Source organism: Serratia sp. NA_112.1, assembly GCF_052691715.1.
This window is the reverse complement of record NZ_JBQZFO010000001.1, coordinates 180,223-197,289: the sequence shown is the minus strand read 5'-3', so window position 1 is coordinate 197,289 and position 17,067 is coordinate 180,223. Positions and strand designations below refer to the sequence as shown.

At 54.8% G+C, this 17,067-nt stretch carries 14 protein-coding genes; 3 read left to right on the top strand and 11 right to left on the bottom strand.

Translation table 11 applies throughout. The features are described from left to right. Nucleotides 1-127: 127 nt before the first annotated feature. The 5 genes from amtB to ACUTQ5_RS00960 all read right to left on the bottom strand — a co-directional run bounded on the left by amtB (nt 128) and on the right by ACUTQ5_RS00960 (nt 6,308). The gene (gene amtB / locus ACUTQ5_RS00980) at nt 128-1,414 is read right to left on the bottom strand and encodes an ammonium transporter AmtB (RefSeq protein WP_445649716.1); all 1,287 of its coding nucleotides are present in this window, start codon (nt 1,412-1,414) and stop codon (nt 128-130) included. 36 nt (nt 1,415-1,450) lie between these two features. Then, nucleotides 1,451-1,789 carry a P-II family nitrogen regulator gene (gene glnK, locus ACUTQ5_RS00975; RefSeq protein ID WP_012005549.1) on the bottom strand — a complete coding sequence of 113 codons (339 nt, stop codon included), beginning with the start codon at nt 1,787-1,789 and terminating at the stop codon, nt 1,451-1,453. A gap of 293 nt (nt 1,790-2,082) precedes the next feature. Further along, complete coding sequence (locus ACUTQ5_RS00970) at nt 2,083-3,861, bottom strand: SmdB family multidrug efflux ABC transporter permease/ATP-binding protein (protein WP_445649715.1); 1,779 nt, start codon at nt 3,859-3,861, stop codon at nt 2,083-2,085. Continuing rightward, complete coding sequence (locus ACUTQ5_RS00965; protein ID WP_445649714.1) at nt 3,854-5,629, bottom strand: SmdA family multidrug ABC transporter permease/ATP-binding protein; 1,776 nt, start codon at nt 5,627-5,629, stop codon at nt 3,854-3,856. Before ACUTQ5_RS00965 ends, ACUTQ5_RS00970 begins: the two co-directional genes overlap by 8 nt. Nucleotides 5,630-5,846: 217 nt before the next feature. Further along, nucleotides 5,847-6,308, bottom strand: coding sequence for an Lrp/AsnC family transcriptional regulator (locus ACUTQ5_RS00960; protein ID WP_445649713.1), 462 nt, complete (start codon nt 6,306-6,308; stop codon nt 5,847-5,849). Between the two features lie 123 nt (nt 6,309-6,431). Between ACUTQ5_RS00960 and ACUTQ5_RS00955 the strand changes: the two genes are divergently transcribed. Further along, the gene (locus tag ACUTQ5_RS00955; RefSeq protein ID WP_445649712.1) at nt 6,432-7,376 is read left to right on the top strand and encodes a DMT family transporter; all 945 of its coding nucleotides are present in this window, start codon (nt 6,432-6,434) and stop codon (nt 7,374-7,376) included. Between the two features lie 45 nt (nt 7,377-7,421). On the opposite strand, the gene cof is transcribed toward ACUTQ5_RS00955, so the two are convergent. Continuing rightward, nucleotides 7,422-8,246: an HMP-PP phosphatase gene (gene cof, locus ACUTQ5_RS00950; protein WP_445649711.1), complete on the bottom strand. Its 825-nt coding sequence runs from the start codon at nt 8,244-8,246 to the stop codon at nt 7,422-7,424. Nucleotides 8,247-8,349: 103 nt separating this feature from the next. Between cof and ACUTQ5_RS00945 the strand changes: the two genes are divergently transcribed. Together ACUTQ5_RS00945 and queC are read left to right on the top strand one after the other, a co-directional pair. Beyond that, entirely contained in the window at nt 8,350-10,077 is a 1,728-nt protein-coding gene (locus tag ACUTQ5_RS00945; protein ID WP_445649710.1) for an SgrR family transcriptional regulator, read from the top strand. A gap of 118 nt (nt 10,078-10,195) precedes the next feature. Continuing rightward, nucleotides 10,196-10,894: a 7-cyano-7-deazaguanine synthase QueC gene (gene queC / locus ACUTQ5_RS00940; RefSeq protein WP_445649709.1), complete on the top strand. Its 699-nt coding sequence runs from the start codon at nt 10,196-10,198 to the stop codon at nt 10,892-10,894. Nucleotides 10,895-10,929: 35 nt separating this feature from the next. Here the strand turns inward: queC and ACUTQ5_RS00935 are convergent, their stop codons facing one another. From ACUTQ5_RS00935 to lon, 5 genes are all read right to left on the bottom strand, one after another. Further along, on the bottom strand, nt 10,930-11,343 hold the full coding sequence (locus tag ACUTQ5_RS00935) for an acyl-CoA thioesterase (protein ID WP_017891839.1): 414 nt from the start codon (nt 11,341-11,343) through the stop codon (nt 10,930-10,932). A gap of 155 nt (nt 11,344-11,498) precedes the next feature. Then, complete coding sequence (locus ACUTQ5_RS00930) at nt 11,499-11,888, bottom strand: ComEA family DNA-binding protein (RefSeq protein ID WP_445649708.1); 390 nt, start codon at nt 11,886-11,888, stop codon at nt 11,499-11,501. Nucleotides 11,889-12,027: 139 nt separating this feature from the next. Continuing rightward, a complete protein-coding gene (gene ppiD / locus ACUTQ5_RS00925; protein WP_445649707.1) occupies nt 12,028-13,914 on the bottom strand; it encodes a peptidylprolyl isomerase in 1,887 nt (628 codons plus the stop codon). Between the two features lie 182 nt (nt 13,915-14,096). Beyond that, nucleotides 14,097-14,369 carry a nucleoid-associated protein HU-beta gene (gene hupB, locus ACUTQ5_RS00920; protein ID WP_017891836.1) on the bottom strand — a complete coding sequence of 91 codons (273 nt, stop codon included), beginning with the start codon at nt 14,367-14,369 and terminating at the stop codon, nt 14,097-14,099. 216 nt (nt 14,370-14,585) lie between these two features. Further along, nucleotides 14,586-16,940, bottom strand: a complete 2,355-nt coding sequence (lon, locus tag ACUTQ5_RS00915) for an endopeptidase La (RefSeq protein ID WP_135315388.1) — start codon at nt 16,938-16,940, stop codon at nt 14,586-14,588. Nucleotides 16,941-17,067: the final 127 nt, after the last annotated feature.

The window sequence follows — 17,067 nt, the reverse complement described above, 5'->3', positions numbered from 1 at the left end:
TTTACCCCAAACATCCGAAAACCACGTTTTTCGGGTGTTTGTCATCAGGCTAAGGGCGATGGTGGCATCGCCCTTTCTGCATCATCATTATTTTCTAGTTATTTAGCGCACTGCCCTTCTTCAAGGCTTATTGGTTATAGGCACTCTCGCCATGGCTGTTGACGTCCAGGCCTTCGCGCTCCTGCTCTTCCGGGACGCGCAGCCCAACGATGGCCCCCGCCACTTTAAAGGCGATAAAGGCCGCCACACCTGACCACACCAGCGTGATCACCACGCTCAGCAACTGGATCCACACCTGATGCCCCATGGTCACGCCTTCTGCGTAGCCGGTGCCGCCCAGTGAGGCCGAGGTGAATACCCCGGTCAGCAGGCAACCGACGATACCGCACACGCCATGCACACCGAACACGTCACAGGTATCATCTACCTTCAGCCATTTCTTCAGCGTGACCACGCCCCACAGACCGGCGATACCGCCAACCAGGCCGATAATCAACGCCCCACCAACGCCCACGGTGCCTGCAGCCGGCGTGATGGCCACCAGACCGGCGATCATGCCGGAACAGGCGCCCAACAGGGAAGGTTTGCCGCGAACAATCCACTCGGCAAAGGTCCAGGAGAGGATAGCGCCGGCAGTGGCCACCACGGTATTGAGGAATGCCAGTGCCGCAATGCCATTAGCCGCGCTGGCAGAACCGGCGTTAAAACCGAACCAGCCGATATACAGGATGGAAGCGCCGGTAAACACCATTGGCAGGTTGTGCGGTTTGAAAGCTTCCTTACCGAAACCGGCACGCTTACCCAGTAGATAAGCGCCAATCAGACCGGCACTGGCAGCATTGATGTGCACCACGGTACCGCCGGCAAAGTCCAGCGCGCCGTCAGCGGCCAGGAAGCCGCCGCCCCACACCATGTGGGCAATCGGCAGGTAAGAAATGGTGAACCAGATGGCCGCGAAGATCACCACCGCTGAGAAGCGGATACGCTCGGCAAAGCCCCCCACCACCAACGCCACGGTAATACAGGCGAACGAACACTGGAACACCACGTGGATCATCTGGCTAAAGGTTCCGGTAACGCTGTCAATACCTATGCCTTTCAGCATTGCCGTCTGGAAACCGCCGAAGAAGGCATTGCCTTCGCTGAAAGCCAGGCTGTAGCCATAAAGCACCCACAACACGCACACCAAAGCAAAAGTGACGGTGACCTGGGTCAACATGGAAAGCACGTTTTTGGAACGCAGCAAACCACCGTAAAACAGAGCGACACCCGGCAGGGTCATGAACAGCACCAAAGCAGTGCAAATTATCATGAAGGCGTTATCCGCCTTGTCTGCGACCGCCGGAGCGGCCAGTGCCAAAGAAGGAACCATGGTTACCGTACTCAGGCCCAACATGGATAAAAGTTTTTTCATTATCAATCCATCCCCATTACTTTACTGAGCCAGTGATTACAGTGCTGCTTCGTCTGTTTCGCCGGTGCGAATGCGAATGACACGTTGCAATTCGGCAACGAAAATTTTGCCATCACCGATTTTGCCGGTGTAGGCCGCTTTACTGATAACATCGACCACTTCATCCAACTGATCGTCAGCGATAGCGATGTCGATTTTTACCTTAGGTAAGAAGTTGACGCTGTATTCGGCCCCACGATAGAGCTCAGCATGCCCCTTCTGGCGACCAAAGCCTTTTACTTCGCTTACGGTCAGCCCCTGAATGCCCACAGAGGATAGGGCTTCACGCACGTCCTCCAGCTTGAATGGTTTAATCACCACGGTCACCAGCTTCATATTGCCCCTCCACGAATTAAGCCCAAACTCCCCCCGGTACAAGACTTAATAAAGCAAAGGCTATGCCATAAATGGATTTGTACGCGGATTCAGCAAATTAACCAGCAGGATGGGGATCTGACATGCGACGGTCGGCTGGCAGAGCGCGATCAGCTGATGAGCTGGTTAAATATTGCGCACTATTTTGGTGCGAATCGCGTCGAAAAAGTGCAGTGAAAGGGATTTAAAACGGATCTGTGCCTGTTTGTGGTGCGTGGCGCTCAAAACAATAAGGGGGCCGCAGCCCCCCGAGATCATGCGGTTGGTATTCCTTCACGGGTCGCGGCGGCCAATTCTTCACCCACCAGTTGCAGCTGATACATCTGGTAGTAACGCCCCTGCTGCGCCAGCAGTTGCTGATGGTTACCCTGCTCGACAGCCTGACCACGGTGCAACACCAGAATCGAATCGGCATCCACAATGGTCGACAAACGGTGAGCGATCACTACCAGCGTGGTGTGCTCGCGGATCAAACTCAACGCCCTCTGAATAGCTTGTTCCGTACCCGAGTCAATGTTGGCGGTAGCTTCATCGAGGATCAGGATCTGCGGTGCCTGTACCAGTACCCTGGCCATCGCCAATAGCTGCTTCTGACCCACCGACAGATTATTACCCTGTTCACCCAGCCGGGTGTGAATGCCTTCAGGGAAAGAGCGAACCAACTCAGCCAGTTGCACCCTTTCCAATGCCTGCCAGACCGCATCTTCACTGATATTGCGCCCCAGAGTCACGTTGACCAGCACCGATTCGGCAATCACCACCGGATCCTGTTGCACCATAGCGACTCCCTGACGCAGGATAGCGTGTGAAAGGCTGGACAGAGGACGCCCGTCGAGACGCACTTCCCCCTGATCGACCGGGTAATAACCCATCAGCAGGTTGGCCAGCGTGCTCTTGCCGCTGCCGGTATGGCCGACCAGCGCCACGAAGCCGCGTGAAGGCACCGACAGAGAAATATGCTGCAGCACCTTCTTGTCATCCCGGTAGGAAAAACTCAGGTCGTCAATATCAATACGACCACTCTCCAGCGGACGATTGTCCGTGCCGTAGCTCTGCTGACTGCGATCCATCAGTTCGAAAATACGCTCACCGGCCACCACTGCCTGCTGCAAAATCGACTGTTGCGAGGTCAATTCAATCAACGGCTCATTCAAACGCCCCAGATAGTTGATAAAGGCATACAACACACCTACGCCGATCGCCCCCTCACCGCTGAAGCCGAACAACATCAGCAGGCCGCACAGCACCAGCGCCGAAAACAGGCTGAGCAGCGGACGCAACAGGAAACCGTCCAGGCGCAGCGTCTGCATACGCGCGGTATAGTGGGAACGGCTGGCAGCGCTCATGCGCTCGCCGAAGCGGATCTGCTGGCGGAACTGCTGGATCACGCCCATGCCGTTAATCACTTCGTTAAAGCCGTCGTTGATGTCCGCCAGATAGCTCCGCACCCGGCGCACAATAGGTATGCTGTAGTATTGATAAATTCCCATCACCACAAATACCGCCGGGAAGATGCAGATAGCCACCAGCGCCATGCGCCAGTCGAGGCTGAACATGGCCACCAGCATAGCGCCAATCAGCGCAGCGCTTTTCAGCACCGTGGACACCACCATCACATACAGATCTTTAATCACCTCGGTGTCATTGGTCACCCGTGAGATCAACTGCCCGACGGGCTGAGTATCAAAAGCGCTCAGCGGTTGGCGCAATGCTGCGTCCATCACGTCCGTTCGCAGCCGTTGAACCACCCCGACCGCCGCCTGGTTAAACAACAATGCCTGAAAATAGTGCAGTGCCGCCGCCAACAGCTCCAGCAGAATATAGGCCGCCGCCAACCCGCAGACGATAGTCAGCGGCAACTGCCCCTTGGCAACGTAGTTATCGATAAAGTAACTGACCAGGATCGGCCCGGCGACTTCCGCCGCCGCCGCGACCCACAGCATCAACACCGCCAGCCCCAGCGGTTTGCGATACGGCGATCCATAAGCCAGTAACCGTTTCAGCGTCGGCCACAGCTTTTGCATCTTATTCATTGGCTTCACTCTCCTCACCGCTTTCCGGGGCCTCATCCAATGCCGCCTCCAGTTGCTGATAGCGATACATATCGCGATACCAGCCGGATTGAGCTGCCAGGGACACATGCTGCCCACGCTGTGCCACATCGCCATGCTGGATCACCAGAATTTCGCTGGCTTCGGTCAACGCCGAAAGTCGGTGTGCGCTGATAATTACCGTGCGGTTTTGCCCCCAACTGCGCAGGTTATGCAGGATCTGGTGTTCGGTACGGCCATCCACCGCCGACAACGCGTCGTCGAGGATCAGAATTTCCGCGTCCAGCAACAGGGCGCGCGCGATGGAAATACGCTGCTTCTGACCACCGGAAAGCATCACGCCACGCTCACCCACTTCGGTTTCATAGCCTTGCGGCAAGCGCAAAATATCTTCATGCACGCTGGCCAGGCGGGCCGCATGCTCAATCTGTTCCTGCGTCGCTCCTGGGTTGCCGAGCGCAATATTGTTCGCCACGCTGTCAGAGAACAAAAACGGGGTCTGGCTGACTACGGACAACCGCGAACGCCAGTCGTCGAGTTTCACCTGGGTCAACGGCAGCCCCTGATAGCTTATCTGGCCGTCATCAACATCAAATTGGCGCTGGATCAGTGACAACAGCGTCGATTTACCGGCCCCGGTCGGGCCGCACAGGCCGAGCATTTGCCCCGGTTCCAGCTTCAGCACCACATCGTGTAGCGCCGCGTGGGTATTGCCCGGGTAGTGAAATGCGCGAATGTCGATTGCCAAATTGCCACGCCCAGTCGGCAAGGCTTGCTCGCCGTCCGTCACTGCCGGCGCTTCATCCAGCAGGCTGCGGATACGGCTATAGGCCGCGCTGCCACGTTCAACGATGTTGAACATCCAGGCCAGCGCCAACATTGGCCAAATCATCAGGCCGAGGTACATCACGAAGCTGGTCAGTTGGCCCAGCGTCAGGGTGCCGTTCACCACCATCCAGCTACCGCCGCCGATAGCCAGCAGATTGGCGGTACCGATGGCGATATAAATCGTCGGGTCGAAACGGGCATCCACCCGCGCCACGTGCATGTTTTTGGCGCCGGTCTGGGCGGCCACTTCGGCAAACTGATTGGACTGATGATCTTCCAGGCCAAACGCCTTGATCATGCGGATGCTGGTCATGCTTTCCTGCGCCTGATCGTTCAGGCTGGAAAACGCCGCCTGCGCCGATTTAAAACGCTGGTGTAACTGGTCGCCGTAGTACTTGATGACGATCGCCATGATCGGCATCGGGATCAGCGACAGCAGGGTCAGCTGCCAGCTGATTTGGGTACTCATCACTACCAGCACCGCCAATCCCATCACCAGCGAATCCACCAGCGTCAATACCCCTTCACCGGCGGCGAAAACCACCCGGTCGACATCATTGGTGGCGCGCGCCATCAAATCACCGGTACGGTGACGCAGGTAGAATGCCGGGTTCTGACGGCTAAGCTGGCGGTAGAAGTTTTCACGCAGCTCCACGGCAAGCTGATAGGATGCACCAAACAGCAGCACCCGCCACACGTAGCGCAGCAGGTAAACCACCACGGCAGTACCGAGCATCAGCCCCAGCCATGCCATTAATACGCCGCCGGACATCTGTTTTTCGGTGACGCCATCCACAATGATCCCCACCAGCTTGGGCGGCAACAGTTGCAGTATGGCAATGATGATCAGCAGCACCACCGCCCCGAGGTAGCGGCGCCACTCGCGGCGGAAATACCAGCCGATTTGAGCAAATAGTCTCACGCAGTTTTATTCCAGGATGTAAAATACTCGTCGGCTTTCAAGCCGCAGTGTTGTTTCCTGCACTCGCTCACCCCAACGATTTACCGGAGTATGCGTCTGGGAATGAGCGAGCTGGTTGCCTAGCTGCAACTTGAAATTCAAAGTGTCTTGGTTTTGTCTCTCGTTCTGCCTCAGCAGAGTAGGATACCACCGTTACTTTGCCAATTTGGTGAACTTTTCACTCAGGAACCGGCAGTGCGGTGGTGTATTTGATTTTTTCCATCGCGAAGCTGGAAGTGACATCGATCAGCCCCGGCACGCCGTTCACCAGACGCTTGTAAAAGCTGTCATAACTTTTCATATCTGCCACTTCCACCTGCAACAGGTAATCGTACTCTCCCGCCATACGATAGAACGCCAGCACCTCCGGCATCTGCTTGGTCAGTTGCACAAACTGTTGATACCACTCGCTGCTGTGCTGCTGGGTTTTGATCAGTACAAATGCCGTCAGGCCCAGGCCAAGCTTTTCGTTATCCAGCAGCGCGACTCGCCCACGGATATAACCTTCTTCTTCCAGCCGCTTGAGCCTTTTCCAGCAAGGTGTTGACGTCAGATTGACCGCGTCGGCCAGCACCTGCAGGGGTTGCGTACAGTCCTGTTGCAGCATGCACAGTAATTTACGGTCTGTTTTATCTAACATATCGTCAACCAGGAGAATAATTTTCTCTCATTAGGCGATTAAACAGGGAAAATTGCAATCTTTTTTCCTCATCATTCACGTACTCTATTCTTCATTGTCAATAATGTTCAACAGGACACCGATATGGATAACAAGCTCAAGAAGATCGGGATCATTGCTATTTTGTTTACTCTGGTCGCACTGACTTGGGGAACTACCTGGATGGCGATGAAAATAGCAGTCAGCGTCATCCCACCGATTTACGCCACTGGGCTGCGTTTTCTGGTGGCTGCGCCACTCTTGCTGCTGTTGGCTTATTTCACCCGGACTCCACTACTTTTTCCGAAAGGGAAGCGCGGGTTCCAACTCTTGGTTTGCGTCGCCTATTTTGCCATTCCCTTTACGCTGATGATTTATGGCGAGCGCTATGTCAGTTCAGCATTGGCTTCAATCATTTTTGCCAATATGCCTGTCGCGGTACTTATGGTCTCCGTTATGGTATTAGGGGAACGGATCAGCATATCGCAGTTAACAGGCTTAATTATTGGCGTTATTAGCTTATCCGGCATCTTGTTGCTGGAATCGACCGGCAATGGGGAAAACCGATGGCTTGGCATTGCCGCCCTGCTGGCGGCAGTATTCATTCATGCTGTTATGTATGTATTGTGTAAAAAGCACGGCCAGAAGATTTCAGTACTGACCTACAATGCCTTACCTTGTCTGGGTGCCGGCATCTTACTGTTTACTTTGGGCTATTTTACGGAAAAACCGGACACCAGCTTGTTTACTCCCTACGCTCTGTTATCAGTAGGATATCTCGGCCTGGTTGCGGGAGTTTTTGGCATACTGGCCTACTTTGCCTTGCAGCAGCGGGCATCGGCATTCCAGGCCTCACTGGTATTCCTGGTGTTTCCTTTGATTGCTATTACCATCGAAAAACTTGTCGATAAAACGACTATCACTAACACATCTTTATGGCTGATCGCTCCGCTGTTAATCGGCATTCTGATGACGCTCTATACCACCAGGAACGTGAAGCAGCCAAGCCCAAACACGAAAAACAAGCCTCAGTTAGAGGTCTCGCCATAATAAAAAAAGCCGGGTAAGTCATACCCGGCTGCGGCCAATAAAGCATCATAATTCGGGGGAATAGGTGAGGTAGGGTGAACGCAGCCAATGTTGCAAATAGTGGGCCACCGCCTGCTGTTCGCAGTGGCCGATAACCGGTAGCTGTGGCAATAGCGACTTTAGCTGTGGCAGGGCATTGCCCATCACCACCCCGTGCCCTACCGTCGCCAGCATTTCCTTATCGTTCATCGCATCACCAAACGCCATACAGTCCGCCATCTTCAGCCCCAGATGGCGGCTCAGCATATCCAGCGCCGAGCCCTTGTTGCAGCCCAGTGGCAAGACTTCCAGGCATTTATAAGCCGAGAAACAGAGATCGACCCGCGCTGCAAACTGCTGGCGCAGCTGCACCTGAAGTTTCAGCAGTTCCTCATGCGGCCCAACAAAACAAACCTTGCTGTTGCCGAACACCGGTAAACGCCGCAGTTCGGCAAGCTGGTAATGGAAGCCGCTCAGGTGGTGGGCCTGCAACATTTCCTCCGGCAGCGCAAACTCGGTCATCCAGCCTTCATCACGGAAAACGTGCATGCTGGCGTCGGTATGCCAATGGGTATGCAGCACCTCTTCGGCAATATCGGCCGGCAAATCGGTAGCCTGCAGTTGCTGCCCCCGGTTGTCATAGACCCGCGTACCGTTGCCGGTAATCAGATAACCCTGCAAGCCTAACTGCGCCATGATCGGTTGCACATCAAGATAGTGGCGCCCGGTGGCGAAAGTCACCACCATCTCACGTTCAAGGAGTTGTTTTAGCACTGCCAGTGTCTCCGGCCCGACCCGGTGGTCCGGTGTCAACAAAGTGCCATCCATATCAAAAGCCGCCAGGCGATACATAAAAACCTCGTGAATGTGAAGGCGATTACAGTCCCAGCAGTATGGGATGGTATTTACGGAAGTAATAGTGAACAATTCCGGAAAACTGTTCCGGATTTCCTTCATGCGCCTGACCCACCGCCTCAGCCAGTATCAACGCCTGTACCAGCAACTCGGTGGCACGCCGGTCGCCATTACCGTTGGCGAGCTGGCGGCGATGTTCTATTGCAGCGAACGCCATGCCCGCACGCTGGTGCAACAACTGCAGGAACAGGGCTGGCTGAGCTGGCAGTCACAGCCCGGGCGCGGTAAACGTGCGCACCTGCACTGCCTGAAAACACCGGATGAACTACGTGCAGCCCATCTGCAAAAGTTGCTGAAGGAGGGCGATCATCAGGGGGCGCTGGAAATGGCGCAGTTGGATCCACAACATTTGCAGGAGCTGCTCAGTCCACATCTCGGTGGGCAATGGCAGGCCGGCAGCCCAACGCTGCGTATTCCCTACTACCGCACGCTCGAATCGCTGGATCCGCTGACCCTTACCGGCCGCGCCGAACAGCATTTGGTTGCCACCCTGCATGCCGGGTTAACGCGGTTTATTACCGGTAATCCCGAGCCGCAATCCGACCTGGCCCACCATTGGCAAATCAGCCATGACGGCCTGCGCTGGCAGTTCTTTCTACGCAGCCAATTGCGCTGGCACAACGGTGAGCCGTTGACCGGCCAGCAACTGCTGCAAACGCTGGAAAAACTGCAGCAGCATCCTCGCAGTCAACCGAGCCTGGCCAACGTTGCCGCTATCAGTCTTCCCCATACGCTGTGCCTGCAGTTTGATTTGCAGCACCCAGACTATTGGTTGGCGCACCGGCTGGCGGAGTTGCCTTGTCTGCTGACCCATCCGGAGGCTTCGGGCATGGGAGCCGGCCCGTTTAAGCTGACGCTGAACCAACCGCACCTGGTCCGATTGGAACAACACCCGTTTTACCATTTGCAGCATCCTTTTCTTGAGAGCATCGAGTATTGGATCACTCCCGAGCTGAACACCGGTGAAGCTTATACCAGTTGTCAGCATCCGGTACGCATTACCCTCGGTCAGCAAGAAGAGATGGCATTGGCGCGGCCGGTACAGCGCAGCATGAGTCTGGGTTGGTGCTATCTGGCGCTGAATTTGAAGCGCGACGTGCTCAGCGAGGCTCAGGGGAAAAAACTGCTGATGCTGATCCAGCAATCCGGTTTGCTGGCCAATCTGCCGGTGCCCAACAGCGTCATCACCCCCAGCAGTGAGATGCTGCCCGGCTGGGCAATTCCACAGCATCAGGTTGACGAGGATATTGCCCTGCCCGCTAAATTGACGCTGTTGTATCGGCCACCGGTAGAACTAGAGACAGTCACTGTGGCCTTGCAACAGCTGTTGGCACAACACGACTGCGAGCTGGAGCTGCGCTACTACGCAGGTAAACGCTGGCAAAGCGCCGAACAAATCGAACAGGCCGATCTGCTGCTGGCGGATAATCTGATTGGAGAGTCACCGGAAGCCACGCTGGAAAGCTGGCTGCGGCAAGATACGCTGTGGCGCGGTATCCTGCCAGACGCTCGCTGGCAACACCAGCAACAAACACTGCAACAGATCCAGCAGCTCCCGGTACAGCAAGCGCGTTACCAGCAATTGAAAGATTATTATCAGCAGCTTATGGCGGCGGCGATCATCACTCCGCTGTTTCACTATCAGTATCAAATCAGCGCGCCGCCGCGCATTCATGGCGTCACCCTGACGGCCCATGGTTGGTTCGATTTCTGTCAGGCCTGGCTGCCGCCGCCGGTGGAAAATTCGACTCCTCCATCAACCGGCTGAATCTGCCCGGCACAGCGGTATGCCACCATTTCTGCTACCATTGCTGCCGCAACGCATTTTTATCTTACCGCCCGAATGTATATCGGGTAGGGTCTCAGCAATAAATTGAGGTTATTTTATGAAGCGCGCGGTTGTCGTTTTCAGCGGTGGACAAGATTCCACGACCTGCTTGATTCAGGCATTGCAACAGTACGACGAAGTTCACTGCGTCACCTTTGACTACGGCCAGCGTCATCGTGCCGAGATTGAGGTGGCTCAGGAACTGTCAGTGGCCCTGGGGGCCAAGGCGCATAAGCTGTTGGACGTAGGCCTGCTCAATGAGCTGGCGATCAGCAGCCTGACCCGTGACAACATTCCGGTTCCCGCCTATGACAGCACGCAGAGCAATGGGTTACCGAGCACCTTTGTGCCGGGTCGCAACATTCTGTTCCTGACGCTGGCGGCGATTTATGCCTATCAGGTCGAAGCTGAAGCGGTGATCACCGGCGTGTGTGAAACCGACTTCTCCGGCTACCCAGACTGTCGCGACGAGTTTGTCAAAGCGCTGAACCAGGCGATAGTGCTGGGCATCGCCCGCGATATCCGCTTTGAAACGCCTTTGATGTGGCTGAACAAGGCAGAAACCTGGGCACTGGCAGATTACTACCATCAACTGGAGCTGGTGCAGCAGGAGACTTTGACCTGCTACAACGGCATCAAAGGCGATGGCTGCGGTGAATGTGCGGCCTGTCATCTGCGCGCCAACGGCCTGCAGCAGTACCAAATCAACAAGGCCGAAGTGATGGCGAGCCTGAAGCAAAAGACCGGGCTGGCCTAATTGAATAACGGCGACACAGCTTGCCGGTCGTTGCTTTACCTGTCTTCCAGCGGCGTGAGCACCTGCAGGTGTTCGCGCAGTTGCCCCTCAATCGGCAATGCCCGCTGGGTTTTCAGATCGACACAAACAAAGGTCAGCAATGCATCTGCTACCGGAGCCCCGCTGGCATCCTGCGAGACCTTCTGGCTCAACACGCCGCTTTTGCCGTTTAGCTGTACCATCTGGCTGTCAATGCGTAACTTGTCGCCCAATACCGCTGGGGTGCGATAGTTAATGTTGATGTTCACCACGATAAAGGCGATGTTGTTTTCCGTCATCCAACGGAAGCCTTCCTGGTTCTCCAGCCAATCCCATCGCGCCTCCTCCAGGAACTCCAGATAACGGGCGTTGTTCACGTGCTGATAAACATCAAGATGATAACCACGGACTTTGATAAAGGTCTGGTGCATAGGTGACAACAGCTCCTGCCTGGTGATTACAGAAAGAAGGAGCCGCAAGCGACTCCTTCACCCATTTGGTCAAGGTGCCAAACTGGTAAGACCTGTAAAATGTAGCAGAGGAAAAAGGGCTGCATTATCACTTTGCCACACAGCCGTGATCGAAATCACATTTTGAGCCGCGTGCGATTCCTTTCAAACAGGGCTGGCCCAATGCCCGGTACTTCCTGAAGCTGCTCAATCTGCGTAAAGGGGCCATTCTGCTCACGGTAGCGCACAATGCTCTCCGCTTTTTTCAATCCAACTCCCTTGAGTATGCTGGCCAGTTGTTCGGCATCCGCCTGATTGATACTGACCGATACCTCATCATTGGCAGCCACCACGGCCTCTGCGCCTTGCCCTGTATTAGCCGCCGGTGCCGAGAGCACCGGTTGCCCGGTAACCGCTTTTTCTTCCACGGCCAAAGAAGGCCCGCTCAGGCAGAGCAGTGCCACGGTCAGCAAGGCTTTGAAGCTAAAGCCACTCTCATTTATCGCTTTTATTTCTGTAGGTTGCATGCTGTATCCTCCTTGTGTGTAACAGCAAGCTCACCTTGCCGCAGCGAAGACACTTCAGCAATTGGCGGATTTCAGATATGGAAAAGGCCGCGAAAGCGGCCTTTGAGGATTACATTGCGTTGCAGAAAACTGCGGCGCTTTACTGAGGTTGCTGCTGCTCAGCGGCACCCATGGTGATCTTGGCTTCTTTGCGCAGGCTGGCCAGCAGAGAGTCAAAGGACACGCCAGTCGCACCTTCTTCCATCTTGCTGACGAAGGTTTTCATTTCTTCAGCCGGCAAGGTGCCTGGCTTCACGGCATCCAGCGCAATCAATACCACGTTGTCCTGACGGTCCTGCGACATGCCATAAACCGGCTTGCCTTCCTGCGGATGCGGCAGCGCGAACACGCTCTGCACCAACTGGCTGTCTTCCGGCGCACGCGCCATCTTCTGCACACTGCCAAAGCTCAGCCCGGCGGCTTTCATCGCCTCGTCGCCCTTACCCTGTTTCAGCTCAACCAGCAGCTTCTCGCCCTGCAGTTTGGCTTCCTGTTCCGCTTTGTTGCGCTTGACCAGTTCTGCCACGCGATCTTTCACCTGGTCAAACGGTTCAATGCCCTCTGGCTTGTGGCCAGACACGCGGATCACGAAGGCACGGTCGCCATCAACGGTGATCACGTCGGAGTTGCTGCCCGGAGAGCCGCCTTCACCAATCAGGGAACCGTCGAAAATCGACTGAATGACCGGTTTGAAGTTCAGCGCTGCCGGGATGTTGTCGCGGGTAAACCAGTCGGTCTGCACCGCCTTCACGCCTGCGGCCTCTTCGGCCGATGCCAGAGACTCGTTATCGCTGGTTGCAGCTTCACTCACCTTCTGTTGCAGTGCGTAATAAGCATCTACCGCTTTCTCCTGCTTAACCTGCTTGGCGATAGCGTCACGCACTTCGCTCAAAGGTTTGACTTTTTCCGGTTCGATGTCGTTCAGGCGGATCACCAGATAACCTACCGAAGACTTCACGACGCCGGAAAGCTGGCCTTTTTCGGTCAGGTTAGCCTGCTTGAGTTCGTCTGCAGTGGTGTCCGGCTCCAGCCAGCCCAGTTCACCGCCGGTACGGCGTGAAATGATGTCGGTGGATTTGTCTTTCGCCAGGGCGGCAAAATCGCCGCCTTTTTTCAGTTCATCCAGTACCGCATTGGCTTCCGCCTCGGTTTTCAACTGGATCACGCTGTAGTTCTTGCGCTCAGGCTGGCCGTAGCTGCTTTTGTGCTGGTCGTAATAGGCACTGATATCCACGTCGGCTATCGTCACCTTGTCTTGCATAGCAGCGGCGTCCATTGGGATGTAGCTTACTTTGACCTGTTCTGGCGCAATAAAACTGTTCTTGTTCTGGCTGTAGTAGTCTTTCAGCTCGTCGTCGGTCACGGTCTGCTTGGCCTGCAACGCTTTCAGATCCAGCGTAGCCAAGCGCACATCGCGCTGTTGCAGCACCAGTGCCGTCATATCCTGAACTTCGGCAGGCAGAATTAAGCCCGAACCGCCAAAGGCCTGGATCACCTGCTGGTTAACCAGCTGCTGGCGCATTGACTGTGCAAAGTTATCGGCGGTGTAACCCATGCGGCTAATCAGATCGAGATATTTAGCGTTATCGAACTGGCCGTTAGTCTGGAAGTAAGGCGCCTTGCGGATGGCATCTTTTACCTGATCGTCGCTGACGCCCAGGCCTAATTTCTTAGCATATTGGTCCAACAGCATGTTGTCGATCAACTGAGACAACGCCTGATGGCGCATCTGCTGCATATAACCTTCGTTGCCCGCCAGTGCAGAGAACTGGTCACCCAGCTGTTGCTGCATGCGACTGCGTTCGCTTTGGAAAGCCTGTTCCAGCTGAGCGCGCTCGATCACCTGACCATTTACTTTCGCTGCATAATCGCCGGAACCGCCGATCAGGTAGTTACCCACCCCGGTCAAAATAAATGACAAGATGATCAGGGCCAGGATGATTTTGAGCACGACGTTATTAGCTGCCGCGCGTAAATTGTCCATCATAGTGTGACAACACTCCGCTGTGATGTGGATTAAAAACACCCTTGCGCAGGCGCGTTCCCTGCGACAAAAATAAAAAAAGCGCATCAATCTGATGCGCCTTATATCTTACCTTACCAGCACCGTTGCGTCAGGTGATTGTTTATTACAAAGCCCTGTAACGCTAAACGGTTAGACGCAAACAATCAGTTTACTGCGTCTTTCAGCGCTTTCCCTGCACGGAAGGCCGGAACTTTGGCTGCCGCGATTTTGATCTCTTTACCGGTTTGCGGGTTACGACCGGTACGGGCCGAACGTTCACGCACGGTGAAGGAACCGAACCCCACCAGGGCCACGTCATCCCCTTCCTTCAAGGAATCAGTAACGGATGCAATCACTGCATCTAAAGCACGTCCAGCTGCCGCTTTGGAAATATCAGCACCTGCGGCAATTTTGTCGATCAGTTGTGACTTATTCACTCTATCATCCCCTCTAGAATTCAAACGTCGCACCGAAAAATCCCTACGGTTGCGACAGCGCAGCTGTTATATCAATCCCATCGTGCCTTGGCAAGCCACCGTAAGCGTGACAAAACGCGGGCCGACAGCTGTCTAACTTAGCGGTACAAAAAAAGACTGGCAAGTCCGAAATGACTTGCCAGCATAAGTTTTATCAATGGTTTTTGCGATACATCACTATTTTGCCGCTACCGGCAGTGCGCCGAAGGCCGGATTGAGCAACGCAAGGTCCAAAACTTCATCAATTCGCTGCACCGGATGAATATCCAGATCGGCGATAACATTGGCCGGGATCTCTTCCAGATCGCGTTTGTTTTCATACGGGATCAGCACGGTTTTGATGCCGCCGCGATGTGCCGCCAGCAGTTTCTCTTTCAGGCCACCAATCGGCAGAACCTGACCACGCAGTGTGATCTCACCGGTCATCGCCACATCGGCACGAACCGGGTTACCCGTCAGGCAGGAAACCAGCGCGGTACACATCGCAATACCGGCGCTTGGGCCATCCTTAGGTGTAGCGCCTTCCGGCACATGCACGTGAATGTCGCGCTTCTCGTAAAAATCAGGGTTGATACCCAATTTATCCGCACGCGCACGCACCACGGTCAGTGCAGCCTGGATAGATTCCTGCATCACTTCACCGAGCGAGCCGGTGTAGGTCAGCTTGCCTTTACCCGGTACGCAGGCGGTTTCAATGGTCAGCAGATCGCCACCCACTTCCGTCCATGCCAGACCGGTAACCTCGCCCACACGGTTTTCGGTATCCGCACGGCCGTAGTCGACACGCTGCACACCCAGGTAATCTTTCAGGTTGTCGCCGTTGATCTCGATATGCTTGAGCTTCTTGTCCATCAGCAGCGTTTTCACCGCTTTACGGCACAGCTTGGAGATTTCACGCTCTAGGCTACGCACCCCGGCTTCGCGGGTGTAGAAGCGAATAATGCCGGTAATGGCGCTGTCGTCGACCGTCAACTCACCTTTTTTCAGGGCGTTACGCTCTAGTTGCTTCGGCAATAGATGCTGCTTGGCAATATTGAGTTTCTCGTCCTCGGTATAGCCGGACAAACGGATCACTTCCATACGATCCAGCAACGGCGCAGGAATGTTCATCGAGTTCGAGGTCGCCACGAACATCACGTCGGACAGATCGTAATCCACTTCCAGATAGTGATCGTTAAACGCCACGTTCTGTTCCGGATCCAGCACTTCAAGCAGTGCAGAGGCCGGATCGCCACGCATGTCGGAAGACATCTTGTCGATCTCATCGAGCAGGAACAGCGGGTTCTTCACCCCAACCTTGGCCATTTTCTGGATCAGTTTGCCCGGCATTGAACCGATATAGGTACGGCGGTGACCGCGGATTTCCGCTTCGTCACGCACGCCACCCAGCGCCATACGCACATACTGGCGGCCGGTCGCTTTAGCGATCGACTGACCCAACGAGGTTTTACCCACGCCAGGAGGCCCTACCAGGCACAGGATCGGCCCTTTGATTTTGCTTACACGGCTCTGTACTGCGAGATACTCAAGGATACGGTCTTTGACGCGCTCCAAGCCGTAGTGATCGATATCAAGCACTTCCTGCGCCTTGAGCAGGTCTTTTTTAACCTTGCTGCGCGCATTCCACGGCACCTGCAGCATCCAATCGATGTAGCCACGCACCACGGTTGCTTCCGCAGACATTGGCGACATCATTTTCAGCTTTTGCAGTTCCGCTTCGGTTTTTTCACGCGCGTCTTTCGGCATTTTCGCCGCTTCGATCTTGCGCTTCAGCGCTTCATGCTCGTCCGGCGCATCGTCCATCTCGCCCAGTTCTTTCTGAATCGCCTTCATCTGCTCATTCAGATAGTACTCGCGCTGACTTTTTTCCATCTGTTTTTTGACGCGATTGCGGATGCGTTTCTCAACCTGCAGCAGGTCGATTTCCGATTCCATCATCGCCATCAGGTATTCAAGACGCTCGGTGATATCGAACATCTCCAGTACCGACTGCTTGTCGCTGAGCTTCAGCGGCATGTGCGCGGCGATGGTATCCGCCAGACGCGCAGCATCGTCGATGCTGTTCAATGACGTCAGCACCTCCGGTGGAATTTTCTTGTTCAGTTTGATGTAACCTTCAAACTGATTAATTGCAGTGCGTACCAGCACTTCTTGTTCACGCTCGTCAATCGCGGGTGACTCAAGATATTCTGCCTGGGCAGCAAAATGCTCGCCGCTGTCGGAAAGCGTAGTAATACGCGCCCGCTGCAGGCCTTCGACCAACACTTTTACCGTGCCATCAGGCAATTTCAGCATTTGCAGGATCGACGCTACCGTGCCGACTGAGAACAAATCATTAATGCCAGGTTCATCCGTTGAGGCCTCTTTCTGTGCCACCAGCATGATCTTTTTATCGTGATCCATTGCTGCTTCGAGGCACCGAATCGATTTTTCCCGGCCAACAAATAACGGGATCACCATGTGCGGATAAACCACCACGTCGCGCAACGGCAACACGGGGATTTCAATGCGTTCGGAACGCTCAGGGTTCATAGAGCTCTCTCTTAAGTTTAACTTCCGCCAGGTTGAGGGGGAATCTCATGAGACGCAAGCATCAAACGTTTCACAAAATCTGGTTAATGAGTATATGGGGATGAATCTCTTACATTCAACGGCAAGA